This window comes from Colwellia psychrerythraea (genome assembly GCF_000764185.1).
Taxonomy (GTDB): Bacteria; Pseudomonadota; Gammaproteobacteria; order Enterobacterales; family Alteromonadaceae; genus Colwellia; species Colwellia psychrerythraea_B.
Window position 1 is genome coordinate 1 of the sequence record NZ_JQEC01000013.1, and the last position, 24,512, is coordinate 24,512.

General features: G+C 38.4%; 17 protein-coding genes and 1 pseudogene. 11 read left to right on the top strand and 7 right to left on the bottom strand.

What is annotated here, in order from left to right; translation table 11 throughout:
* The first annotated feature begins 273 nt into the window (after positions 1-273).
* Positions 274-846, top strand: coding sequence for a hypothetical protein (locus tag GAB14E_RS16085; RefSeq protein ID WP_033081458.1), 573 nt, complete (start codon positions 274-276; stop codon positions 844-846).
* Positions 847-1,102: 256 nt separating this feature from the next.
* Here the strand turns inward: GAB14E_RS16085 and GAB14E_RS16080 are convergent.
* A pseudogene (locus tag GAB14E_RS16080) lies at positions 1,103-1,357 on the bottom strand (IS1182 family transposase); the annotation flags it as partial.
* Positions 1,358-1,693: 336 nt separating this feature from the next.
* On the opposite strand from GAB14E_RS16080, the gene ybaK reads away from it, so the two are divergent.
* Positions 1,694-2,161, top strand: coding sequence for a Cys-tRNA(Pro) deacylase (gene ybaK / locus GAB14E_RS16075; RefSeq protein ID WP_033081460.1), 468 nt, complete (start codon positions 1,694-1,696; stop codon positions 2,159-2,161).
* A gap of 121 nt (positions 2,162-2,282) precedes the next feature.
* Here the strand turns inward: ybaK and GAB14E_RS16070 are convergent, their stop codons facing one another.
* The gene (locus GAB14E_RS16070) at positions 2,283-3,926 is read right to left on the bottom strand and encodes a M28 family metallopeptidase (RefSeq protein ID WP_033081461.1); all 1,644 of its coding nucleotides are present in this window, start codon (positions 3,924-3,926) and stop codon (positions 2,283-2,285) included.
* 229 nt (positions 3,927-4,155) lie between these two features.
* Between GAB14E_RS16070 and GAB14E_RS16065 the strand changes: the two genes are divergently transcribed.
* From GAB14E_RS16065 to GAB14E_RS16025, 9 genes are all read left to right on the top strand, one after another.
* Entirely contained in the window at positions 4,156-4,479 is a 324-nt protein-coding gene (locus tag GAB14E_RS16065; protein ID WP_033081462.1) for a hypothetical protein, read from the top strand.
* A 118-nt stretch (positions 4,480-4,597) separates the two neighbouring features.
* Positions 4,598-5,056 carry an SMI1/KNR4 family protein gene (locus GAB14E_RS16060; RefSeq protein ID WP_033081463.1) on the top strand — a complete coding sequence of 153 codons (459 nt, stop codon included), beginning with the start codon at positions 4,598-4,600 and terminating at the stop codon, positions 5,054-5,056.
* Between the two features lie 37 nt (positions 5,057-5,093).
* Positions 5,094-5,615, top strand: a complete 522-nt coding sequence (locus GAB14E_RS16055) for a DUF1697 domain-containing protein (protein ID WP_033081464.1) — start codon at positions 5,094-5,096, stop codon at positions 5,613-5,615.
* A gap of 165 nt (positions 5,616-5,780) precedes the next feature.
* Positions 5,781-6,206 (top strand): DUF4177 domain-containing protein, encoded by a 426-nt coding sequence (locus GAB14E_RS16050; protein WP_033081465.1) that lies wholly within the window; start codon positions 5,781-5,783, stop codon positions 6,204-6,206.
* A 353-nt stretch (positions 6,207-6,559) separates the two neighbouring features.
* The gene (locus tag GAB14E_RS16045) at positions 6,560-7,255 is read left to right on the top strand and encodes a GDSL-type esterase/lipase family protein (RefSeq protein ID WP_033081466.1); all 696 of its coding nucleotides are present in this window, start codon (positions 6,560-6,562) and stop codon (positions 7,253-7,255) included.
* Positions 7,256-7,276: 21 nt separating this feature from the next.
* On the top strand, positions 7,277-8,356 hold the full coding sequence (locus tag GAB14E_RS16040) for an acyltransferase family protein (protein ID WP_033081467.1): 1,080 nt from the start codon (positions 7,277-7,279) through the stop codon (positions 8,354-8,356).
* A gap of 246 nt (positions 8,357-8,602) precedes the next feature.
* On the top strand, positions 8,603-9,166 hold the full coding sequence (locus tag GAB14E_RS16035) for a dihydrofolate reductase family protein (RefSeq protein ID WP_033081468.1): 564 nt from the start codon (positions 8,603-8,605) through the stop codon (positions 9,164-9,166).
* A 48-nt stretch (positions 9,167-9,214) separates the two neighbouring features.
* The gene (locus tag GAB14E_RS16030) at positions 9,215-9,649 is read left to right on the top strand and encodes a VanZ family protein (RefSeq protein WP_033081469.1); all 435 of its coding nucleotides are present in this window, start codon (positions 9,215-9,217) and stop codon (positions 9,647-9,649) included.
* 41 nt (positions 9,650-9,690) lie between these two features.
* Positions 9,691-10,041, top strand: coding sequence for a 5-carboxymethyl-2-hydroxymuconate Delta-isomerase (locus GAB14E_RS16025; RefSeq protein WP_033081470.1), 351 nt, complete (start codon positions 9,691-9,693; stop codon positions 10,039-10,041).
* Positions 10,042-10,147: 106 nt separating this feature from the next.
* On the opposite strand, the gene GAB14E_RS16020 is transcribed toward GAB14E_RS16025, so the two are convergent.
* The 5 genes from GAB14E_RS16020 to GAB14E_RS16000 form a co-directional block, all read right to left on the bottom strand.
* Positions 10,148-10,522 carry a hypothetical protein gene (locus tag GAB14E_RS16020; RefSeq protein ID WP_033081471.1) on the bottom strand — a complete coding sequence of 125 codons (375 nt, stop codon included), beginning with the start codon at positions 10,520-10,522 and terminating at the stop codon, positions 10,148-10,150.
* Between the two features lie 28 nt (positions 10,523-10,550).
* Positions 10,551-12,161, bottom strand: coding sequence for a PfaD family polyunsaturated fatty acid/polyketide biosynthesis protein (locus GAB14E_RS16015; protein ID WP_033081472.1), 1,611 nt, complete (start codon positions 12,159-12,161; stop codon positions 10,551-10,553).
* A gap of 198 nt (positions 12,162-12,359) precedes the next feature.
* Positions 12,360-18,422, bottom strand: coding sequence for a hotdog fold thioesterase (locus tag GAB14E_RS16010; RefSeq protein WP_033081473.1), 6,063 nt, complete (start codon positions 18,420-18,422; stop codon positions 12,360-12,362).
* A 115-nt stretch (positions 18,423-18,537) separates the two neighbouring features.
* On the bottom strand, positions 18,538-21,102 hold the full coding sequence (locus GAB14E_RS16005; RefSeq protein WP_033081474.1) for a PfaB family protein: 2,565 nt from the start codon (positions 21,100-21,102) through the stop codon (positions 18,538-18,540).
* A partial coding sequence (locus tag GAB14E_RS16000) for an SDR family NAD(P)-dependent oxidoreductase (RefSeq protein WP_033081475.1) occupies positions 21,102-24,512 on the bottom strand: 3,411 nt, incomplete at its 5' end. The genes GAB14E_RS16005 and GAB14E_RS16000, both read right to left, overlap by 1 nt.

Here is a 24,512-nt window from a genome sequence, read left to right on the forward strand (position 1 = left end):
AGATATTTGTCCTTTTAGTATCATTTTAAGTTGTAGTTTATTTCGATTTTGATTTTGATAAGAAACATATTTTCTTCAATCAAATTCCTGTTGAGAATTTATTAACTATTAGATAAATGATAATAAATGATATTAAAAGTTGGACTCTAACTTTGAATTTTATTTGCTAATGGATATAGTCTTACCCTCCCTTAAAGACGGGTCATACACAATAAAACATTCAGCAAAGTTATACTCTGTTGTTATGTTATTACTAATCTATAGGAAAATATGATGAAACGTTCATTAATCGTTGCCATTATCATAGCAACCACAGGAATAGCTGCGGTATATTACCAAGATGAGTCCCCAATACTTATTGAGGGCGTAAAGTCATTGCCCACAGATAAAACAGTTACAGATCAAACAAATCGACAACAAAACGTTACCCCTGTAGGGTTATCCGCCGAGAAAACTGAACGTCCCCAACAAGAAAAAACACTTAAAAGGCAGCCAAAGAAAAGACAAAAATCACTTGTTGATAATGTCAATTTATCTGCTGAGCAAACAAAACAATATCAGGCGCTACAAATAGATTATAATCAGCAACGTAGGGTACTCGTCGAAAGTAAAAAAACGCTCTCTCCAGAAAATTATCGTCAACAATGGCAACAAGTAAAAATGAAATATAAGGAAAATTTAATCTCCTTGATGAGCGAAGAACAATTTATTAAATTTAATAAAAACATAGAAGCAAGCAAACATGTTCGTCAACGGCATAAAAATGAAAATACCAATCATAGCCATGAACGAAAAGCTCCTGAATCATCACAAAGAAGACAATTAAGTGAAGTCCGTGAAAATTAATAAATTTCCATCTTTTGACGCGATTTTTACTTTAAACAGGTAATCATACTGTCTCTCAAAAAAAGATTTTTTCCTGTAAATGATATTGACAAGAGTTACTGTCATTTTATTGAGTTTTAACGCACCTATAACAAAATCAATGTAATTGCCTATCATTAATACCCAACTAGGGTTTAGAATTAACAAGGACAGTCGCTTAAAAGTCAGGAGATAAACGCTCTGTAAGCCACATTAGCTCAACATTGCGTTGAGTTTATCGTTCTAAACAGCGTGTAGATTGAATTCTATTCAAATATCCGTAAATGTATATCTTAAATAAAGTAGTCGGATGATAACCAGGCCGTGCTTTATTTTTAGCTTTAACGCCTTTAAACCCTAGGAACTCCAAGTCCAATTCATCAACAAATACGCCAATAACTCTAACTGGATTTTCTTTCGATACAAAGTCATCAAGAATTTCTGGAAATAGTGTAGCTTGGGAGCCAGTTAAACCTTTAATATGACGAGACATAAAACCACTATATAATCAATTAACATAGTGAATATTGCATCAAATATAGATTGATGTAATAGCTTGTTTTAAGATTGATTGATCATAATGATTTAGTGTTTATTCAAAAAGCTGGTCAAAAAAGTTTTCACACAGCCTGTGGAAGTAATGATCATAACAGACGACCCCAAAGTGATGTTATATATATTTCTAGTGTAGTAATTTTTAACTAAATTAAAGATACTTATTACCACATAAATATGTGGTAATAATGACCTCGCTGATAGAATAAAATGCTGCAAGGTGAAAATATGAAGAATAATGACCATCAGTTAAAATTTAAGGGAGGAAGTAGAAGTGACACCCGCAATTAATAGCGCCCAAAAAAACAAGGTGACTTATCAGGTTCATGAGTACATACATGATGTCTCAAGTGAGTCGTTTGGTAATGAAGCGGCTCAAAAACTTGGCATATCAACAAACAGAGTTTTTAAGACCTTAGTGGTGAGTATTGATAATAAAGCGCTGGTAGTTGCAGTAATTCCGGTGTCAGCCATGTTAAGTATGAAATTAATAGCCAAAACATTTGGTGGTAAAAAAGCAAGCATGGCATTAAAAGTTGATGTTGAGCGTTCAACAGGTTATGTACTGGGTGGTGTTAGTCCGCTTGGACAAAAAAAGCACCTAAAAACCTTTATTGATGCATCGGCAAAGCAATTCCCGACGATTTATGTAAGCGCGGGTAAAAGAGGTTTAGAAATAGAGTTAAGTCCACAAGATTTACAGAAGTTAACCCAAGCCAAAATGGCTGGAATTTGTCAGTAAAGCTTAAAAGATACCGATAAAAAAAGCGATAGTGCTAAATAGCTACTACCGCTTTTTAAAGATTACCCACCAATACTAGTGTCTACTAGTATCCTAATTCATCATAGCGTTTAAAGTAATCTTATCGCTTGAATTCAGAGGTTTTGCTCCACTGCGGCCAAACACCTTCTTTAGATAATTCAAAACCAATTTCAAAGAACAATTGCATATCTTGAACCGCACCAGTTAAATCCCAATCATCGCGATATTCATCACAAAGACCGTGATAACATTTAGCCAAAATAGGGTTTAGCTTAGCTCTTAAGTCAGCTGTAGCTTGATCCGCTGGCGTTGAACCACCTTTTGCATACAACGCTGGAATACCAATATTGGCAAAAGCAAAATGATCTGAGCGGTAGTAAATACCCGCTGCAGGTCTTGGATCACCTGATATTACACGGTCTTGCTTAGCTGCAGCTTTAGTTAAAAAGCTATCAAGCTCAGATTGACCTAAACCATAAACGGCAACATCTTTACTTTTACCATTTACATTAAGTGCATCCATATTAATATTAGCAACCGTTTTAGCTGCTGGTATTACTGGGTTTGCGGCATAAAACTTAGAGCCAAGTAAACCCTGCTCTTCTGCCGTTACCGCTAAAAAGGTAACTGAACGTTCAAGAGGTTGTGGCAACTTTGCAAAGGCTTCAGCAACTTCAATTAATGCGGCAGTTCCGGTAGCATTATCATGTGCACCATTATAAATTTGATCGCCTTCTTTTGATAAATCAGTACCTAGGTGATCCCAGTGAGCAGAATACAAAATATGCTCATCTGCTTTTGTTTGACCTGGTAAAGTGGCAATGAAGTTATATGAAATTGAATTTTTGATAGTATTTTTTACGGTGATAGAGGCATCTAAATCACCCATATCAATGTTAAAACTACCTTGGGCAGCACGTTCTTTCATTTTAGTAAAATCGAGACCCGCTTTAGCGAATAATTCAGTAGCTACATCGCTGTTAATCCAGCCTTCGACCGCAACACGATCTTTATTCAAATCTTCTCGTTGAAAACTAAACTGAGGTCCAGTCCAAGAGTTTTTCACAACCGACCAACCGTAAGATGCTGGTGCAGTTTCATGAATGATAATTGCCCCTTCAGCGCCTTGACGACTTGCTTCTTCATACTTGTAAGTCCAACGACCGTAATAAGTCATGGCATTACCGGTAAATAGCTCTGGGTCTTGGGTAGCGAAACCAGGATCGTTCACTAAAATAACAACCGTTTTACCCTTAACATCAAGATCTTTATAATCATTCCAATTATATTCTGGTGCATTAACACCATAACCAACAAAAACAAGTTCAGAATTTTTAAGTTGTTCTAATTCACTAATTCGGGCGCTGCCCATAACCATATCAGTACCGTGTTGGTAGTTTTTACCTCCAATGGCCAATGTCATATCACTTGATGCTTCAATTGATACTAATGGCACTTCTTGTAAAAAACTATCACCATTACCAGGCTTAAAGCCAATTGCAGTAAACTGCTCAGTTAGGTATGCAAGCGTAAGCTTTTCACCTTCACTTGAAGGCGCACGACCACCAAATTCATCAGAAGATAATACTTTTACATGTTCAATTAATTGCGCAGTATTAATACTGTCGTAACTTGCGCTAATATCTTGGGCACTGTTTTTCGCCGTTGACTCGTCAGAGGTGGTTGCAACACAACCAACCAACACTGCAGCTGAGAGCAGTGATAATCCAATTTTTTTTATCATATTTATATACTTCTGTTGTAAAAAGATGGTCGGAGTATATGTGTTCTCAAAACAACTAACCAGTATCGATGTGTAAATCAACTTAACCTAAGGTAAGCTAAGTGTCATGGTCAGTTTCCACAAAGAAAAATGCAGCTGACTTACCGATGGATTTTAATTACTCGCTAGTTTACAGTAGCTAAATTACTTACTTGCCTATGCAATCAATTAGCTTGCCTATAATAATATAATGAAAAAAACCTTAAAAGAACTCTCTGAAATAGTCGCCAAAGCCAATGATTTGTTTTACGAGCGAAACAAAAACGTTGATACCTTAATGGGTATTATGGATAAGACATTACGTAAACAAGGCATGAACGCTGATGCGATAACCATAGATTGTATCGCCATGGATAAAAAAATAGTTTTAGTGCTTCATGATAGTAAGCCAAATTTTGTCGATCTTGCTTTAGGCAATAAAGCAGGTGAAATTCACTCCTCAACAGAGCACGCCATAAAAGACATCAATATCACCCAAATACTAGATTTACTGGAAGTGACTTTTATCTGTTAATAGCATTAAATAATTCTCGTTTATTTCCCTAAAACGGAGCAAATATAAATAACAGCAGCTTGTTTCGTTACAACTTTACCCGCTCAAGCGGACCTTACTTTTTTTGGAGTATTCGTAAGTGAAAACTATTGATTTATTTGTAGAACATTGGGCCAGTAAACACGTTATGACTCCAATAGACAGCCAAGATATCATCGAACTTGAAACAAAACTAAATGCAAGTTTACCGGAATCATATAAATACCTAATTTCTACTTACGGCTTAGTTCATACGCCAAACGTATTAACTAGAATTTGTGATTTAGGGGTCGATATTTCTGAAGTACAAGATTTTTTAAGCCTTGAAGATATATATTCACTATCAAAGCTTTATGAAATGAGTGGTATGCCAAAAGGACATATTTTATTTGCCTCTGATTGTAAGGGCAACATGTTCTGCTTCAAGTTTGAAGATTGTGTGAATGAAACAAAAGATGTGCCTGTATGGTTTTATAATCATGGTTTGTGCACAGTTAATAAAGCATCAAATTCATTTAGTGATTGGCTAGAACAATTTAATGCCTTGGAAAATAGCTAATAAGTAGAAAATTTAAGACTGTATTTAAGGACAAACGATGCAAAGTTATATCATGTTATTTAGAGGCGTTAATGTGAGCGGTAAAAATCTATTACCCATGAAGCCATTTGTATCGCTGCTTGAGGAAAATGGCTACCAAGCAGTATCCTCATATATTCAAAGTGGTAATATCATGTTAAAAAGTGCCCGTAATCCCAGTGATAATGTTAAAGCCATAGTTGCTAACCGTTATGGTTTCGCCCTAGAAGTATTTACTTTAAACGAAGCTGAATTTAGCTTAGCTAAAGCGAATAATCCCTATGCTGAATTTGAAGGTAAATTTGTCCATTTTTATTTTTGCCAAGACGCCATTGACCTAAATCAAGAAAAAGTAGCTAAATACTGTGCTGAGTCAGAGCAATACTTGGTAAAAGATAATGTTTTTTATTTACATGCGCCTAATGGCATTGGCCGATCGAAACTAGTAGCAAATATTGAACTTTGTTTAGGTCAAACAGCAACAGGTAGAAATCTAAATACGGTAAATAAAATTAGTACAATGTTCAGTGTAAATAAATAAACCTCTGCGCTAGCGCATTAAAACCCTGCACTGTCGTATAGCTGTCGTAAGATATGCGTACTAATACCGTAGTACATTCGTAAACTATTCCAAAGATATGATGGAGAATCTAGTTGTCTCCACACAACTCCAAAGAAGCCCAAGCATGGGTAAATAAAGGTCACTATGAAAATTAATGCACAATTAATTCTCGAATTAAGAAAGAGAAAGTCATGGTCTCAAGACGAGCTAGCAATAGCATCAGGTCTTAACCTGCGGACTATACAGCGAATAGAGAAAGAGGCCTCAGCTTCGTTGCAGTCTAAAAAGGCTTTAGCTTCAGCATTAGACATCGATACTTTAGATTTGGAATATAAGGAATTAATAACCATGAAACAATATGAATATAAAACACTTGAAATTGAAAACAAAGAAGGCTTTTTAACCGGTATAAAAAAACAAAAGATGCCAGACTTAGCCGAAATATTTAATGAACAAGGAAAAGAAGGTTGGCTTGTCATTCAAATATTAACGCCCGATTTGGCCCAAGGTATTTGGTCTGCTAAAACGGGAAAAATGGTCGCTTTACTGCAAAGAGAGGTTTTACAGTAATATCTAGTAGGTACTGAATAAAAACACGAAAAGGTAAAGTTTTGTCTTTTATGTTTTTGTTCAGCGATAAAGTTAAATTGTTAGTTTAGATAAATTGCATTAATTATGCTTAAATTCAAATGCAGAAATTAAACTCTCACAACAATCATTGTTAGCCTTTACGTGATATTCCAAAGTCTCCCTAAGTAAAGGCTAATTATTCTTCATCAATCAAACAAGTTATGAGATTAAATATCCGTTAATATGGCTATTCCTCGATGATAAATGAAGACGCCTGTTTTTAAATAGACAGTATTTCTGTTTCACATTTAATTACATCAATTTACATATTCTCGCAGAGGTAAGTCGATAAAATGAAAATTAAATATTTTAAAGTTACTTATATAATACTGATCCACCTTTTTTTAATTACAGTTTTAATAAAATATCCTTACTTATATAAAAATTTCAGCTTTACCGGTGAAACGCAAACTGAGCTTACTAAGCATTATTACCAAATGACCGCATTCCATAATAGAGCCGATAAAAACTTAACCGAAGAATATAATTTATTTATTGGTGATAGCTTGGTGCAAGGGTTAGCTGTTACATCTGTTGACAATATGTCTGTTAATTATGGGATAGGGAGCGATACAACTTTAGGTGTAATTAAAAGGTTACCTCTTTATAATTCAATCTATAAAGCCAGAAGCATCATATTGTCTATTGGCCACAATGACATAGGAATAAGGCCGATAAATGATATAATTAACAATTTTAAAAATATTATCGAATACCTGCCTTCTGATAAAAAAATTATTATTTGTGCAATTTTTTTAATAGATGAAAACATTAAACATGGTAAAATATCAAACTTAGAAATTAAAAAATTAAATAACGAAATTATAGCTCTAACCCAAAATTATGTTCATATAACTTACTTAGATATAAATCAACGTATTGCGCCAGATGGAAGTTTGTCTTCAAGTTTTCATCTCGGTGATGGCGTGCATTTAAATAAGAAGGGCTACGATATTTGGATTGAGGAATTAAAAATTGCATTACAATAAAACTCAGAAAAGGAAGCATAAATGAGAAGGATTGATTATCTTGATGGACACCGTGGTATAGCAATACTGTTAGTCGTTTTTTTTCATGCTTTTAGCCGATGGACTGAATTAGTTCCATACGGTGATACATATGCCCAATTTCCGTTGTTTAAATTTGGCTTTCTTGGTGTTCAACTTTTCTTTTTACTTTCAGGCTTTGTTATTTTAATGTCTCTTGAAAAGAGTAGCCATTTTAAAAGTTTTTTATATCGAAGGTGGTTAAGGTTATTCCCATGTATGTTAATTTGTTCAGTTATCATATTTATGACTAAGGATATCTTCTTCGAAAGGCCACAAGGAATACCATCAGCTAAAGATTTAATCCCTGGATTAACATTCATAGAACCCTATATCCTCAGTAAGTTAATAGGTAGTGTGAACAGTATCGAAGGGGCTTTTTGGTCTCTATATGTCGAATTTAAGTTCTATGCTATTGCCGCTTTTTTATATTTTTTAATAGGCAGCCGTAAACTGGTTGTAAGCTTATTTATACTCTTTATATTTAGCTTTACCGTAACTAATTTATCAAATTACACTGATAATTCTTTGATAGCTTACTCTTCATCGATTTCGCATCACTTATCTTTCGAATATTTTGGTTGGTTTGCCGCCGGCACTTCATTTTATATGTTTATAAAACATGATAATAAAAAGTGGTTTCTTCTTGGTCTATTAATGTGTACTACCAGCTCTTTAGTTACCGCTTTAGAAAGTAATAGTTTAGGTATTTTTGTTGCTATCATGGCTATTTCTACCTTATTTTCTTACTCTCTGGTAAATAGAAATATTCAAAAGCTATTAAGTAACAAATTTTTATTATTTTTTGGCTATATTAGTTATCCATTATACTTACTTCATGAAAATATGATGATATCACTTACGATACAGTTCAAAAGTTTATTACCAGAAAACATAAGCTTCCTGCTCCCTGTACTTGCAATTGTTTTTATATCTAGCGTTGCTTATATCATAGCTAAACACATTGAGAAGCCAGTTAAGACTGCAATTGCAGATAATTTATTAAGTCCTATATTTACAACGTTATCAAGAAGCCGGACATAGCTTGGATATCATCTATTCATCTAACGTCGGAACCTTGTAAAAGTGACTACTGACTGCTTTGAAGCTATTTTTAATACCGTCGGTATTTAGCCAGTAAATGAAAATATATATGGGAAAAACTTCAATCTATCAATGTACTAAGGCTTTCTGTAACAGTGATGTTTTTTGCTACTTTACTGCCCCCATAAGAATAAAAGGAACAACTATAGTAGTGCCCTTAAAAGCTAACTCAGGAAATATAACTTTATGAAATGTTCAGTATATATAGCAACAAGCGCTGATGGTTATATAGCAACCTCTGAAGGCGGTGTGGATTGGCTGCATACTGCTGGTAAAGCTGATGCTGACATGAAAGCCAATCCAGATATGGGCTTTGCTAAATTTATTAACTCTGTTGACTGTATGATTATGGGTCGTAAATGTATGCAGGTGATTTCGAGTTTTGATATCCCTGCTGAGCAATGGCCATATGGTGATATTAAGATTTATGCCTTAAGTAATACTTTGACTGAGCCGCCGACAAACTTAGTGGATAAAGTAGAGATTTACGCCGGTGATATTGAAAGCTTAGTAAATAAACTATCAGCGCAAGGGTTAAAACATGCCTACATTGATGGCGGCGCTACTATTACCTCGTTTATCAACTTAAAACTCATTAACGAAATGACCATTACTAGAGCTCCTTTATTGCTTGGCGCTGGCATTCCTCTGTTTGGCAAACTTGACCATAGCATTAAACTTGAAAATGCAGACTCTATAACCTTCCCTAATGATTTTATTCAAGTTAAATATGATGTTAATTACCTTTAAACGGCATTTTATTTAAAGCTAAATAAAAAATTATATAAAATAAATAATATGAAAAAAGTAATAACGACTCTTATCCCACTGTGCACTATTGCATTTTTTTGCTTTATTCTTTGGGTTATCTATTTAGCAAATACCGGACAACACAGTATATTTTTTCAAATCATCGCCGGTATGCCCTATGGCGATAAGCTCGGACACTTCTGTTTATTTGGAGTGTTAACACTCGCAACTAACCTTGCCTTTAAGTTTAAATCATTTAACTTCTATTCAATGCAGTTATTTTTAGGCACAATTCTGGTGTTTAGTTTTGTCGTCATTGAAGAGTTCAGCCAGTACTTTATTCCCAATAGAAGCTTTGATTTAATTGATTTATCAGCGGACTTTATTGGTATTGCATTTTTCACTTTTGTGACAAGTTATTTAAATAAAATTAAGTTAAGATCGAAAAGTTCCTTAGGGGATGACTTTAAGAATCAACTTTAATTAACTGTCTTTACTCACAGCAATAACTAACGGAGAAAAACATGCCTCATTGTATAATTGAGCATTCATCATCTATAGAAAGTAATACTTTAATCCCGCTAGTTTTTAACGCTAGTATGGAGTCATCACTATTTGAAAAAAATGGTAGTGATATTAAAGTGCGCGTGTTACCTGTCGAGCATTATCAGACGGGGGCTGTGCAAAGCGCGTCTTCACCAGCAGATTTTATTCACGTGACGATGAGAATACTGTCGGGCCGCAAAACTGAACAAAAATTAATGCTGTCAAAATTAGTACTCGAAAGTCTAACAACACTTGCTTTAAAAGGCTGTTCAACTTCGGTTGAAGTTGTAGATATTGATAGGGCTAGTTACTCGAAGATTATTTCTTAAAAACGCTTAAAGTGAAGATATGAAAAAGCCACCTAATTACTATCTCTACAGAAGTAAACTAAGTGGCTTTATTATTTGTAGCAAAGCGATTATGTCTATAGCAAAACTATTGCTTTGTTATCACCGCAGCAAAGTGGCCATAATAGAGCTTTTTACCGACTAAACGTTCTATTTCAGCTGAACTTGAATAAGTTGACCACATACTCTTACTTGCCTGTACTGCTTGAGTATTTGCCCAAGTGAGGTGCCAACAGACTTCCCCTAGATCTTCTTCGCTTTCTGCTGTACTTTTTTCTGTTCTTTCTGCAGGTGCTTCTTCAGAACTTTCTTTAGAGAGGTCTATTTTCGTTGATATTTGATGAGCAAGAATGTTGTCTTGCACTGCATTAATTTCAGCAAATAATGTTTCACTGACTTCAAGCAGGCGCTCAAGGTTGCTTTTAGCAACCTCAAATACGGCAATTTCAATACATTGGCTCATATCTATTCCCTGGAACTTAAAGATTTAGCTAATCTTCACTACGATAACTTGCTAACTCAGTAGTTAAACTAACACCTTGTAATTTCAATTGATTAACGCGTTGTAAATACGCTGCACCTTTAAGCATATGCAAAGCAACATCTACTGCGCCACGACGAGTATAATCTTCTAAATAAGTACCTTTTACCCAGCTATTAAATGCACCTAAACTTGGTCCAGCCCAAATTTGATAATCCATTTCACGGCCTTTTTCACCGGTATTTGACCAGCGCGAACTCAAACCTAAATACCAACGGAAAATTAGTGCCATTTTACGTTTAGGGCTTGATTTTGCACGTGCTAACATTTCAGGATCACGTTCAGTAAAAAAAGCTTCGGTGCCAGCCCAAACATCATCAAGGTTTGAACGGAAGATTTGTTTCTCAATTTTTAAACGCTCTGCCGCAGGAATATCTTCAATCGAGTCATGATTTACATATAACTCGTATAACTTTTTCGCACGCATAGCGAACATTGAACCACGTTTAACCACTTGTAATTTAACGCCCATTTCAAACATATCAGCCGCAGGTGCCATAGTAACGTCGGCCATTTCTACTTTTGATAATAATTCACGGGTATATTCTGACGCGCCAGCTTCAACACAGGCTTGGTTTACTGAGCCAAGCACTATGTAGGCTGCACCCATGTTAAAGGCTGCTAATCCGGCTTCAGGGGTTCCGATACCGCCACCTGCACCCACACGTAATGCGGGACTAAAATTATATTGTGCTTGTACTTCATCACGCAGCGCTATGATGGTTGGCAACAAGGTTAAAAAGGGACGATTATCAGTATGACCGCCTGAGTCTGCCTCAGCGGTAATATCATCAGCCATTGGAACAAGCTTTGATAGATCAGCCTGCTCTTGAGTAACTTTGCCTTGGGCTAATAATTTATCAATTAATTTTTGTGGTGCCGGCTCCATAAAGCGGCGCCCTACTTCGGTACGTGAAACTTTAGCAATAACCTTGTTGCCAATATGAACACTACCATCAGCATTTTTAGACAAACCAGCCAAACGATACCAAACAATATGCTCGGTTAACCCTAAGTAAGCTGAAGCCTCTACGGTTTTAACACCCAGCTTTAAAAAACGCTCAACCGCGCCGCGCTCTAATGCTTCTTCCGCCGGTGCATGAATTAAGTTTACTGCGTAAGGACCATTAGGTAATTCAGCTTGAATACGGCGGATAGCATCTTCTACGGCATCAGGTACAAGACCTGCAGCGCCAAATGAACATAGAAACCCTGCTTTACCTAAAGCAACGACCAATTCAACCGAGGCAATACCATTAGCCATAGCACCGCCATGGTAAGCGTATTTAACACCATGCTGTTTTTTATAAGCATCATCACCTAAATCTTCAGGGTTTAACTTTTGCGCAAAAGCTAGAACATCTGTTGCACCTGAAGTTGAAGTTACATTGGCGACACCATAATCGGTACCGTTGCCAGTGCTAGATTTTGCCACATATACTGGCTTTGATAAATCCATTAACGCTGACTTAATCTGCGTATTGTTACTGCTAACGTCATTCGCGTTAACTTTCCATGCCCAATCGATGGCATTAGTATTATTAAACTCTAAGTTTGACATGTTCTTTCCTGTTTATTCTTATATTTATCAGTGCTTTTTAATTTATAAAACTCACGATTAATTTTAACAAGTATTAATACCGTTAATAGTTAAGCTCGAAGTCAGTCGGCTATTTTTCAAAGAAGGAACACGGAATTGATAAGTATCAATGAGTATTTCTAATGAAGAAAAATTGCCTAATGACAATGAGATTGACCATTAATCAGCTTCGATGATGGAAAGAACAATATCTTTCACTTCGTATATTCTTAAGCCATCTTTCGATAAATTAGCATCGCCCACTAAACGCACTTCACCCTCTTTACGGATAATATCGGTGATGTGTACATCAAGTGACATTTGTTTGTTTAATGGCGTGATTTGGCCACGGTATTTCCACTTAACTAAGGTTGCTGGTGCGATGAACCTTGGGTTAGTAAAACCTTTGCCTAAATCATTTTTCAAGGCGTAGGTTTGCATTAATTCAATAATGGCTTCAACACCTAATGAGCCAGGCATTACCGGATCTTGATGGAAATGGTAACGGAAGAACCAATCAGTGGCATCAATAGTACGTTCACCATGCACATAAGCTACGCCTGCTTTACCACCACCTTCAACAATAGAAACGGTATCGATAAAGTTCATTTGACCACCCGCTAGTTTATAATGCGGTTTATTTGCTGGTGCTTGGTATAAAGCTAACTCTTTATTGGTTAAGTCAATCAGTTCAATGTCTGATTTCGGCGTATTGTTATCTTCAAACCACGGAAAAGTGACTCTGCCGTTGTCTATACCTAACTGATTAGTTAGTGCGTCTGCGCCAAAGTAACCAAATACTGCCGTGCCTTTATAAAATAAGTCATGGCTTTCCAGCGCCTGTGCTGCTTGACTTTCATCTTTAACGTATAACTCAAAGGTAAAACTTTGAATGATCATACCACCAGCCATGGTAGTGCTCATCAATACTGATTTATTAACGATAGTTTTACCGCGTAAATCAACTTGCTTGAGCAAGTCACCACTTCCATCTAGGTTACGGAAAAATAAATCTTTTTCTGGGTAAACTAAGGTAGTTCCCATATAACCAGAGATAAAGCCGTTCGGTTGTAAAGCAATCTCCATGATTAACGAATATGGCATCCAGTTATCAACGCTGTTTTTAGTAAAGTACCAAGCATCTTCTGGTACCTGATACTCAGCAATACAGCTTGATGATTTTTTCAAATCTAAACGTGTGCCTTGAACTTCAACCACCTGAGTAACTACTTGTAAGTCACCACATGGCGTGCGCGGTGGAATACGGCCTTGGTAAACATCAAAGTCGGGACCAAAACATTTTGAGATGTCGCCTGTTGCAAATTCAAACATGTGCCACGGGGTAAATGGTGCTTGGTTTGGCACACGGTTTTGTCCAGCTAGCATAGGCGCTTCAAAATGTTGGATCGGGGTAACGCCCTTTTCTTTTGGCGCGTTAAAGTCAGACATCACTTTCATTAACGGCCGTTCAATGTGTTTAAACGGGTTAATGCCACGCTCATCTAGCTCGCCACTTTCTATTGCTGGCGATTCTACAGTCGCTACTAACTCACTTACCAACTCTACATTTTCAGGCAAGGTCACTGGATATGCTGAGTTTTCATCTTGCTCAGTGATCATCATCGCCAAGTTTTTGAAATCAACTACCACTTTGCCATCTAGAAGAATATCTATATTAGCTTTAAGATATGGATATGGCTTCATGCCCATTTCAGTTACTTCCATGCGATAAGTCAGGGTATTATGTTGCGGCTGAACTTGGCCACGACAACGAACCGTTTGTGACTCACCTGGCATAGGTTGGAAACGCGCATTATTCATATTAGCATGCATGCCTAATGACAACATATAGAACATCGCCATTTGACCACAACCTTCACTCATTAATGAGCCTGCCATTACTTGGTCACCTTTAAAGTGACAAGGGAAATACCAATGTTCTGGATCTAAGTCTTTTTGACCTTCTAATAGACCTAAGCCCCAATGACCACCGTTAGCATCAACATTGATGATACGTTCAATCATTAAGAATTTTTCTGAGGAAAACTTTAATGACGGGTTACGACCTTGTTGATCGTAAGCACTACCAAAACAACCGGCAACATCGCCATTCACTAACTTCATCATGTCAGCGTAATCATATTGATCACGAGGACGGTTTAAAAATGGCGTAAATGAAGTTTTCACTGCATTAGTAAATTCAGCTTTGTCTTTGTCGTTATGGATAACACCTTTACCGTCTTTTAGTTCGTCGTCGGTAAAGAAACCCGCACAACCATTGCGCATGATTAATACTTTCTTATCACCAACATAACAATCGTAGTGGAAAAAGAATAATAACTGCTCGCCATTTTTAGCATAGCTGTCAATGTGGATTTCATAACGTAGCGTTTCGCCGCCAAAAGCCATTTCTTCAAGGAAAGTTAACTGACAATCTAGTAAACGATAAACACGGTCACCTTTGGCTTGGAAATCAATGCCTATATAAGAAATCAACAATAAATCACACTGCCCAGATTCAACCGAGACTGACCATGGGATTTGGCCATCAATTAAAAAGGGTGCATCAACAGGAATATCGTATTCTGTGCACATGTATGACTTTTTATATTCATTTACTGTTGCTTCAAGCTCAGTAACACGTGAAACCAATAAATAATCTGTGGTAGGTAAACGTACTCTGCGTGAATAGCTATCAATGATTTTGTATTCATCACCAAATACTTTAGCGATATCACCTTCAGCAAATTCAACTAAATCAGCAGTATCCCAAATAACATTTTCAGGCTGGCTAAAGCGCTCTTCAAGCTGTAATGGTGGATAGTCATAACCTGCAGGCCCCTTTATTTGGAAACCTGATTGTGCTGCCCAGTATTTGTTTGCCTCAACTAAATCATCCGTTTGTGCATTTGAACTAACAATCGAAAGCTCTGGCGTATGAGGTGCATGAGCAGCAATTATCGGTTGTTTTTCCGCGCTATAAGCAGGTAAGCCGGCACTAGCGTTAGCTTGCATTTCTATCAGTTTAGATAGCTGCTGCCCTGCTACTTGACGCGTAGTCAAAAATGCTTGATGAGTGGCGGATTCTTGAAAAATTTCTTTACTTGCTTGATGTTTAACATCAGCAGGTACTTGCCTTTTACTTTGGCTATGAATAGTCTTTTTCACTTGTACTCCAGTAACGACGGTTGGTCGTGTTTTGGCTTGAATAGATTGATTAGCATGCAGAGCGGTATTAGCTTGCTCTGATTCGGTTATTGATTCAGATAGGGGTGTGGCTAACAACTTAGGCGTTAAATTATCCACATTAACCGCTTGCTTAACGCATCCTAATGACTGTTGAGCAAATGCTTGTTTGATGCCTGCTATTTCAGCTGATTGCACTTTTTCGATAATGTCATCAAAAATCGCTTTGCCACCCAAGGTAATGGTTTTTATTAATTTAGGACGTTGCTTTCCTGCCGGTGCAGGAGCGGCTTGATGTGTTTTTTTGCTTGAAGAAAGTATCAGGTGAGCACAGCTTTCATCTTTACCTAAACCATTCACTGCAATGTGAGAAGCTATATAAGCCGTAGTATTGGTTTTAGCTGATCGCTCATCTAAAACGTTTCCATCCAACACGTTCTCATTTAAAAGCAGCGCAGACTTAACAATACTGGCAACACCTGAAGCATTAAAGGTATGACCAATATTGCTTTTAACCGAGCTAATAGTTTTACCTAAATAAAGCTTTGGTAGCGCTTGGTTTTCTGCCCTATTCTCGACAATAAAACCACTGGCATGTGCTTCAACACTATTGATATCTCCAGCTTTAAGCCCTGCTATTGCCAAAGCGTTCGTTGCCGCTTTAGTGATAGCATCTGCATCATTGCCGTTGACAAAACTAATGCTGTCGATAGTGGCATAAATACTTTGTTCACTCACCATAGATTCAGGTTTAACAACAAATGCTGCTGCGCCCTCGCCTATTAACCAGTGATTTTTATCAAGCACATTTGCCGAAGCTTGAGCATCAACAGAAACAGGGCCATAGTGCTGTCTTAGGGTAATATTCTCTATCGAGCCAGCTAAATCTACCGAAGCAATAATTACCGCATCAATATCTGATGTTTGGAATAAGTTTTCGGCTAATTCAACACAGCGATAAACAGAATTTTCTTCTGCCGACAAGGTAATAGCTGGGCCTGAAAAATCCCATAACGCTGAAATGCGCGAGGCCATAATATTACCAATAAACGAGGTATATTGATTTAACTGCGCGGCGTGCGCGACACCATCTTTGGCAATATTGGTTAACGTTTCACGTTGCTCATCACTTAAGCTTACGCCTTGTTGTAATAAGCTCTCTTCAATTTGTGTACTTAAATTAACGCGACCACGGTATTGATGAAGCTCTAATTCAATACCCATTGCCACTAATACTGCAACATTACTGCCTTCTTTAAGGCCAGCATCTTTAGCAGCATTATCCGCTACTTTCATCATCATCAATTGCTGTGGAATTAAACAGTCTTGCTCGTTTGGCGGTACTTTAAAGCGTAGAAAGTCAATATCAAATTCTTCAACATAACCGCCTACTGGCGCTTTAGCTAAAGATAAGGCATTCATTACTTCGGTATTCTTTTCAATGCCTTTCCAGCGCTTAGTTGGCAACTCTCTAAAGGTATTGCTATTACTCTGAATGAGCGTTTTAAAACTCGCTAAATCTTTAGCGGCACCAAAATGCGCGTCCATACCTATAATAGCTAAAGGCTCACGTGCTTTTGCGACGTTAGTTACCGTTGCTAGCGTCTGTGTTGGCTGTTGTAAAACTAAATGGGCATTAGAGCCGCCAAAACCAAAAACACTGACACCTGCAGTTCTTGGTTTGCTGTTAGCTTTAGTATTGGCGTTATTAGTTGAACCTACTGGCCAATCAATGGTATCCGTTGGCATTTGTGCGCCGCCTAAATAACCTTTTTTCGAGCTTAATGGCTCATTCAAATTTATTGTTGCGGGAATTTTAGCTTGATTAAGCGCCCAAATCGCTTTGGTCATGCCCGGCATGCCTGCAGCGGTAAGTAAGTGACCTAAGTTAGATTTTACTGAGCCAAGTAGTGGTTTATTGCCATTGCCCTTTCCTTCGGTACGAGGAAAGCGACTGAAAAAAGTATCCATTGAGCCTAGCTCAACGTTATCACCTTTGGGTGTGCCCGTGGCGTGACATTCAATGTAATCAACGTCACGTGGGTCAACGCCAGCATTTTCATAGGCACGTTCATAAACTAAAACCTGCCCTTTGGTATTTGGACTTAAAACAAACTCACCTTTACCATCATTAGATAAAGCGCCGCCTTTGATGATAGCGTGAATTTTATCACCATCACGTACCGCATCACTATGGCGTTTTAACACCATCATGCCTGCGCCTTCGCCGGCAAATAAACCTTGTGAATTTTTATCAAACGGGGCGTGAATATTGTTTGCTGGATAAGCTTGAAAGATTGAGAAACCCATATTTACAAACATAGGATCAGCGCCTGAGACAGCACCGGCTAACATCATATCAGCCTTACCCGTATGTAAATAATCACAAGCCAGTTTTACCGAATAACAACTCGATGCACAAGCAGCATCAAGGGCAAAATGTGTACCGCCTAAACCTGCAGCTTTAGCTAGCAATGCTGCTGGGTAACCTGCCACTAAGGCATTGTCGGCATGAACATTACTCTGAGCAATATCGGTATCAGAAAAGTGACTTAACTGAAAGTCTTTATTAACACCCGCTTTTAACGCATCATCAACCACTTGATGATAAAGCGGCATAAACAAGTGATTAGATGATTTAGTTGGAAAGGATAAATTTCCTAAAATAACACCACATTTTTCCAGTTTATCACTGCCCCAATAACCGGCATCGGTTAATGCTTGTTCAGTAACATAAAGCGCCCATTGGTTTAAATCATCTAATTGATTTAAATAATCGGTTGTTAAGCCGCTTTCCTTTTGAAGGTGGCTTTGAGCATCATTATTAACAAAAGCGCTGGCATCAAAATCGAAATCACGGATATAGCCACCATGAACACAGTAAAATTTATCGGTATCGCCTTTCTTTCCCGTGTACTTGGCAGGATCAACACCCATTTGTTCTTTAGTGGCTTTGCTGCGGCAATCTTCTTTGTTCAGTAACTGCTGCCAAAACTCTTCTGGTGCAGAAGATCCTGGGAATAAATTAGCAATACCTACTACGGCAATATTTTCCATACTTTCCTCTATGAAGAGTCTTAATACTCTTCGCTCTGCTTGAACTAAAACATTCAAGCAGCCTAATTTCGTCATACCCGAATTCTGTCTATCAAGTATCCTATTTTATTTATTCTTAATTATTCTGCACGATTATCGAGCCTTTAAATAAGGTCTTGATATCAAGTGTCACGCCATGACTGATCAACTTAGCCAAAGCTCTTAAATACGTTAACTCGTCACTGGTACCTTTGGCATTCACCGGTACAGCAACGCGTGGTTTACACTGCGCATCAGACTCTTGAACACCAGAGTCCAAAATTTTATCGGTCCAGCTACACAATGAACGACCAGGTCCCATTTCAATAAATACCCGAGCACCTTTATCATGCATGGTATTAATCAAACGAGGAAAATCTACTCGGTCACATAAACATTTAGCAACACTGTGGGCGATAGCCTTACTTAGCTGTGGCACAGGTAAATAACACGAACTTGAATACATCTTGGTTTTCAAACGTGGGTTAACTTCCATGGTGTATAACTCAACCATGTCTAGGTATTCTTTTTTGGCTGGCGCACTATGAATAGCATTGGCCATATTTAATGCCATGGCGCGTACACCAAGTTTTTTAATCACACGTAAACAATCTGCGGGATAACCTGCGAGTAATAAACTGTCAGGGGTATTAATAATGGTGCAATAAACTCGTTCTTCACCTTCACTAGCTTTGATAACCTCATCAAGTGTTGCTTTGATGGTGTAAGTTTCCCAAATCAGTTCATCCGCTGTATTATCAGTGGATTTAGGTAAGCCCCAATGCTCACGCAACGTTAATAAGTCACCACATAAACGTTCATTAAAGGTATCCGAATTGGCTAAACGTGCGCTCATTAAACCCGGCTGTTGCCAAGCGCCAAGCGCTGCATACATGCTGACTTCGCCCATACTATAACCCGTAGCATAATCGGCTTTAACTTTGAACACGTTTTCAAAAACTTTAGTAAAAACACAAGCGAAACCAACACCGGCTTCGGCGATATCGGCCAAGTTGCCACGTAAGTTTAAATCAAGTTGTTTTAATTCTTTAAAGCTTGGGCGAACAATCGTGCGCGGATTTAACAACTTATCTTTTAAACTAGCGCCAATATCATCCGCTAAATCGGCTACGTCTTGATGAATTTCAGGAAACAAATGAAATAAATCACGGCCTAAACCAACATAAGTTGCGCCAATGCCCGGGTATAAAAATGAAACATTGTTAGCGCCTTCACTTACAGTTAAATCGGTATTTACTGGATTGGAAGTAAAATAACTACCTTTTGGGGTACGCCATTCTTTATCTGTTTCAAATGCCGTTTCGATTCCTGACTGTGCCGATTGAATTTCTTTTAACAACTCTTCTTTAGATTCAGCTAACAACGCAATACTGTATCTACTTGTTGCTGATTGAGTTTGTTGATAGCAGCGTAGAGCAATATCAGTCAGGGATAGGCTGACATTGGAAATCTCAGAAGTTAGCTTATCTTCTATTTCTGCTAACCTTGCCAGTAAAGCTTGCTCTGAGTCAGCGGCCACTAAAATAATTTTCAATTCGCTGCAAGCAATAAAGCCATTGTGACGAATATCTTGGCTGGGATGTTTTTCACCGGCAACAATGACTTTGTTTTCTGCTAAGACCAGATGACAGTAGTCATTGTTAGCCGCCAAGCAACTATAAGCAGCAAGATGAGCGCTGCCATTTGGCTGTGGATACCAAGGTCGAGCCTCGGTAGCAAGGTAAAAACTTGAGTCTTGCCAGTTTTGTAGTTCACTTATTGATGGCTGCTGCCAATCACTAATGGCTGGAATATAACGTTGCTGCAAGGCAATAACGCTGCGTAGTAAACCGAATACTTGTGAAAAACCTTCGCCCTCACCCGTAACACTACGAGCACAAGAAACTGCCGTGGTTAGCTTTTCTTTATGAGAATAACTGGCAATTAAACCAGTAGACTCTACCATGGCAAGCTTACTATCCGCCAAGGCTGTCACTTCTAACAAACCAATATCAATAGCATTCACTTGAGCATTATCTAGTGCTAATGCAGTAACCTCGGTGACCTCAGTAAAATTAATGACTTCATCACCAACGGCAAAGCCTTTTAGCCATGAATAAACATAACTGTTATTACTTTGCGCAAAACTTACCGATGAAAATAACAAGGCGGCCATGCCATGACAGTGTTGATAACCAGTAAAGGTTTCATCAAAACTGTTAGTAGCTAATGTATCTGCGGCTAAGTCATTTTCAGCTAATTCATTTGAAGTAAAGCTTTTAGTTAAGTTAATGCCAACTAATGCCACTAAGGCATTTTGGCCAATAAGTTCATCAATCTGTAACATGGCCTTGGCTAATGAACTCACTACAACCACATTTTCAACATCGATTGTTGGCTTTGCTTGATTAGACCCGTTTTGAGCCAGCACGATAACCTTGATATCAGTGTATGGAACTTGGTTAGCAAGCGCCATTCGCTCAACGGCAGCTATACAGCTAAGTTCAAGAGTGCTTTCTAAAGCAGTAGTCTGCTCTTTACCCTTCCCTTTACCTAAATAAAGAGCTCGTTCCACACTATCAATATTATTTTGAACAGTATGTTGGTTTTCAAACTGAGCATCTAAACCAATAATGGCGCTGTTGAAGTTACCTTGCACCATTAAACACTCGCCTCATCGTTGCCCTTTTCAGACGTAACTTTGGGAAGAACTTTCGGTAAAAAAAGGTCATTTAAATTGGCACTGGCAGTAACTTTGGCTGATTTTATCTCACTCAACAATTGCATATTTTCATCAATCATTTGAATGTCAGCAACTAAAGAGCCGCGTTGTTTACCCTTGCCTGAGCTTTTCACCACGTTAAGTTGTAAGTAAAATCGCTCGCCTACGGCTACTTCACGGTATACCGTCCAGCTTTGCGTACTTGACGGTAAACTGCCTAAGCCAAGTTGTTTTTTCACCCATACCAACATCGCCTGATAGGCAATGTCATTAGCAAAAATGTTACTTTGGTTTTTACCAATGATATTGCCTCTGATATTACCTAAAGCTGGCACAGTGAAGTCACCTTGCTTAGCACTGGCGACTGTCGGTACTTGGCAGCTTAATAATAAGCCTTGCTCATTACACTCAAGTATTTCACTTATACCATGTAAGCTTGGACCATGAAATAAAGTGCCGTTAGTATAAAGTGCCGCAGCACATTCACCTGACTTTTCATCTAATTCGGGTACCACTAAGTTAATCTCAGTACTGGCTTTAAGTTTGTTTACTAACGTCAACTGAGCGCCGTAATGAAATATCAATTTACCATCAGCATTGGTACTTGAGATCTTAGTTTCGACCACCAAACGAGTGCCATCATCAAAGACTTCGGCGTTCATATCAATTTGATAATCACTCGCTTCATTACCATCAAAGATAATGCCTTTAAAAAGTTTGTAATTATCTAAACCTTGATAATGAAAACCGGTGTAGGCAGCTGTCGCCGCCTCACTCATCCAGGCAATAGCACACACTGTCGGTAATACTTGATCATCACCAATAGTGTGATCAGCTAGAAAGGCATTGTTAGTCGCTAAAAGTGTTTTACTAACACTTGTTGTTAAGCGACTAACTTGTGGCTTTTTTACAGATGCATCCTTAGAAAGGTCATTACCAACCAGGATTTGAGCACAACGGTTATTATCAGCGGCTAATTCACTCACCAACAACTTTGCACCGGCATCAAGAGGAATGATGTAAACACCGCGGTCGTTAAACATACGTTTAAGCTCTGGTGTTACCATGCCGCCATCCCAAGGTCCCCAGTTAAAACTTAATACTTGGGCACTTGGATTTAACGCTTTAAAGCGATATGCGGTTTTATTTAAAATATCATTAGCAATAGAGTAATCAGACTGACCAGGGTTGCCATAGAAACCAGCCGCTGATGAGAATAAAACTAGGTGTTTAATATTCTTTTCTTCGGTAGCAGCAAGTAGTGATAACAGACCATCAATTTTTGTGCTGTAAACCGCATTGAATTCTTCTAAGGTTTTTTGCTCGATAAACTTATCGGCTAACACGCCAGCGCCATGGATGATTCCTGTAACCGTGCCTAACTTAGCCACTAATGGAGCAACGGCTTCAGTTACACTTGCGCTGTTAGTCACATCAGCAGCAACGTAATGTGCTTGACCGCCAGCCGCTTTAATGGCGTTTAATGTTTGTGCGATTTCACGGTTAGCTAAGACTGGACGCACAAAATGCGTCACTTTCACTGGCGTAGGTTTATCACCTGCAGCAATCAATGCTTGCATCGCGGCTTTTTTCAATGCCACTTCTTCCGTAATACCTTGTGCCCAGCTTGGCTCGTTATCCTCAAATGATGAACGACCTAATAAGATAAATTTAGACTGATATTGTTTAGCAATTTCGATAACACAATGAGCGGTTACACCTTTTGCACCGCCGCTAACTAGAAATACCGAATTGCTATCAATAGCTTTGTCACTACTTGAGCTCGTTGCAAGCGCATAACTGTCGGTAGCAGCGCCGGTCAGCGTTAAACGAGAGCCTAGGTTATTACTAAGGTTGTCTGTATCGTGAGCAACTTCTATGGTTGCAGTATCGATATCAAGTAATTCATCATTGATGATAGTTGCAGCTTTATCGGCAGCTAACTTAGCTGATAAATCAACGATTCGACAGAAGACAGAGTCATTTCCCTTAGCTTGAGAAGAGTTCCATTCGTGATTAATAGTCTTAACTAAGCCAGCTAAACCCGCTTGTACTAAATCAGATTTTTTATCGGCTTTAACCTTATCATCAGCAAAACCTAGCGCGCCACCTTGACGTGTAACCACCACAAATGAAGCACGTGCTTTAGTTGCAGCTTTTACTTTAGACAATTTAGCTAAAACAAAGGCTAACATTAAGCCTTGTTTGGCCGCTTCAGGGTATTCGATAGCATCAACGGTTTGTTTGCTTTGCAGATAAATAACTGCATCAAGTTGCTCGCTGTTGTCGATGATGTCTTTAATTTGTGCTTCATCAAGTGTTTTTTCGCTTGTGCCAATCTCAATCACATTAACTGCTTTGGTAAAGGCTTTTTTCGAGCTACTAACCACCCAGTTAGGTTTTAATGCGGTGACCTGCCAACCTTGTTTAATAAGCTTGGCGCTTAAGGCAACCGCTGCGCCAGTACCGTCGTCAACGACTAAGGCATTGGCGCCACCATTACCGGTAACGTCTTGCACAATTTTATTAATTGAAGATAATGCGGTTAACTCCACGGTCGCACTAGGCGCACCTTGAAAGCTGGCACTAACTTCACTAGCTTTTTCAGCTACTGGCAGGCCGACTTTTGTTCCCGGTCCTTTAGGATCCGTTGGCTCTGTCGGTGACACTTTAGATTGCATATAGCTAACAATTTCGCCTAAAGTGCGTAGCTCTGCTAAATCTTCTGGATTTAATTCAGGAAGGTCAGGGATAGTTTCTTGTACCGCTCCTAGAATTTCAACACGCTTGATTGAGTCGATACCTAAATCGGCTTCCATATCCATGGCAAGTTCTAACATTTCAGTTGGGTAACCGGTTTTCTCGGCTACTACTGTCATCATCACACTTTGAATGTAATCTAAGTCAATTGTCGCCACTGATTCTGTTGCTGTAGTTTCAGTAACTGTATTTGCTGGAGCAACTTTAGATTGCATGTAACTAACGATTTCGCCTAGGGTGCGTAGCTCAGCTAAGTCTTCAGGGTTAAGCTCTGGTAAATCAGGGATGGTTTCTTGCACTGCTCCTAAGATTTCAACACGTTTAATTGAATCGATACCTAGGTCTGCTTCCATATCCATTTCAAGCTCTAACATTTCAGTTGGGTAACCAGTTTTCTCGGCTACTACTGTCATCATTACTGATTGGATGTGAGCTAAATCAATTGCTGGACCAGCTGCATTACCTGGTGCACTTTCATTCGCTGGCCCGTTTTCAACAACCGCTACAGGAGCAGCTGAGACTTTAGACTGCATATAATTAACAATTTCGCCTAGCGTTCTTAATTCAGCTAAATCTTCTGGGTTAAGCTC

What these genes read in the sequence shown, in the direction of transcription:
- GAB14E_RS16085 (WP_033081458.1), top strand. Translation starts at nt 274, where the DNA reads ATGAAACGTTCATTAATCGTTGCCATTATCATAGCAACCACAGGAATA.
- GAB14E_RS16070 (WP_033081461.1), bottom strand. Translation starts at nt 3,926, where the DNA reads ATGATAAAAAAAATTGGATTATCACTGCTCTCAGCTGCAGTGTTGGTT.
- GAB14E_RS16065 (WP_033081462.1), top strand. Translation starts at nt 4,156, where the DNA reads ATGAAAAAAACCTTAAAAGAACTCTCTGAAATAGTCGCCAAAGCCAAT.
- GAB14E_RS16055 (WP_033081464.1), top strand. Translation starts at nt 5,094, where the DNA reads ATGCAAAGTTATATCATGTTATTTAGAGGCGTTAATGTGAGCGGTAAA.
- GAB14E_RS16050 (WP_033081465.1), top strand. Translation starts at nt 5,781, where the DNA reads ATGAAAATTAATGCACAATTAATTCTCGAATTAAGAAAGAGAAAGTCA.
- GAB14E_RS16045 (WP_033081466.1), top strand. Translation starts at nt 6,560, where the DNA reads ATGAAAATTAAATATTTTAAAGTTACTTATATAATACTGATCCACCTT.
- GAB14E_RS16040 (WP_033081467.1), top strand. Translation starts at nt 7,277, where the DNA reads ATGAGAAGGATTGATTATCTTGATGGACACCGTGGTATAGCAATACTG.
- GAB14E_RS16035 (WP_033081468.1), top strand. Translation starts at nt 8,603, where the DNA reads ATGAAATGTTCAGTATATATAGCAACAAGCGCTGATGGTTATATAGCA.
- GAB14E_RS16030 (WP_033081469.1), top strand. Translation starts at nt 9,215, where the DNA reads ATGAAAAAAGTAATAACGACTCTTATCCCACTGTGCACTATTGCATTT.
- GAB14E_RS16025 (WP_033081470.1), top strand. Translation starts at nt 9,691, where the DNA reads ATGCCTCATTGTATAATTGAGCATTCATCATCTATAGAAAGTAATACT.
- GAB14E_RS16020 (WP_033081471.1), bottom strand. Translation starts at nt 10,522, where the DNA reads ATGAGCCAATGTATTGAAATTGCCGTATTTGAGGTTGCTAAAAGCAAC.
- GAB14E_RS16015 (WP_033081472.1), bottom strand. Translation starts at nt 12,161, where the DNA reads ATGTCAAACTTAGAGTTTAATAATACTAATGCCATCGATTGGGCATGG.
- GAB14E_RS16010 (WP_033081473.1), bottom strand. Translation starts at nt 18,422, where the DNA reads ATGGAAAATATTGCCGTAGTAGGTATTGCTAATTTATTCCCAGGATCT.
- GAB14E_RS16005 (WP_033081474.1), bottom strand. Translation starts at nt 21,102, where the DNA reads ATGGTGCAAGGTAACTTCAACAGCGCCATTATTGGTTTAGATGCTCAG.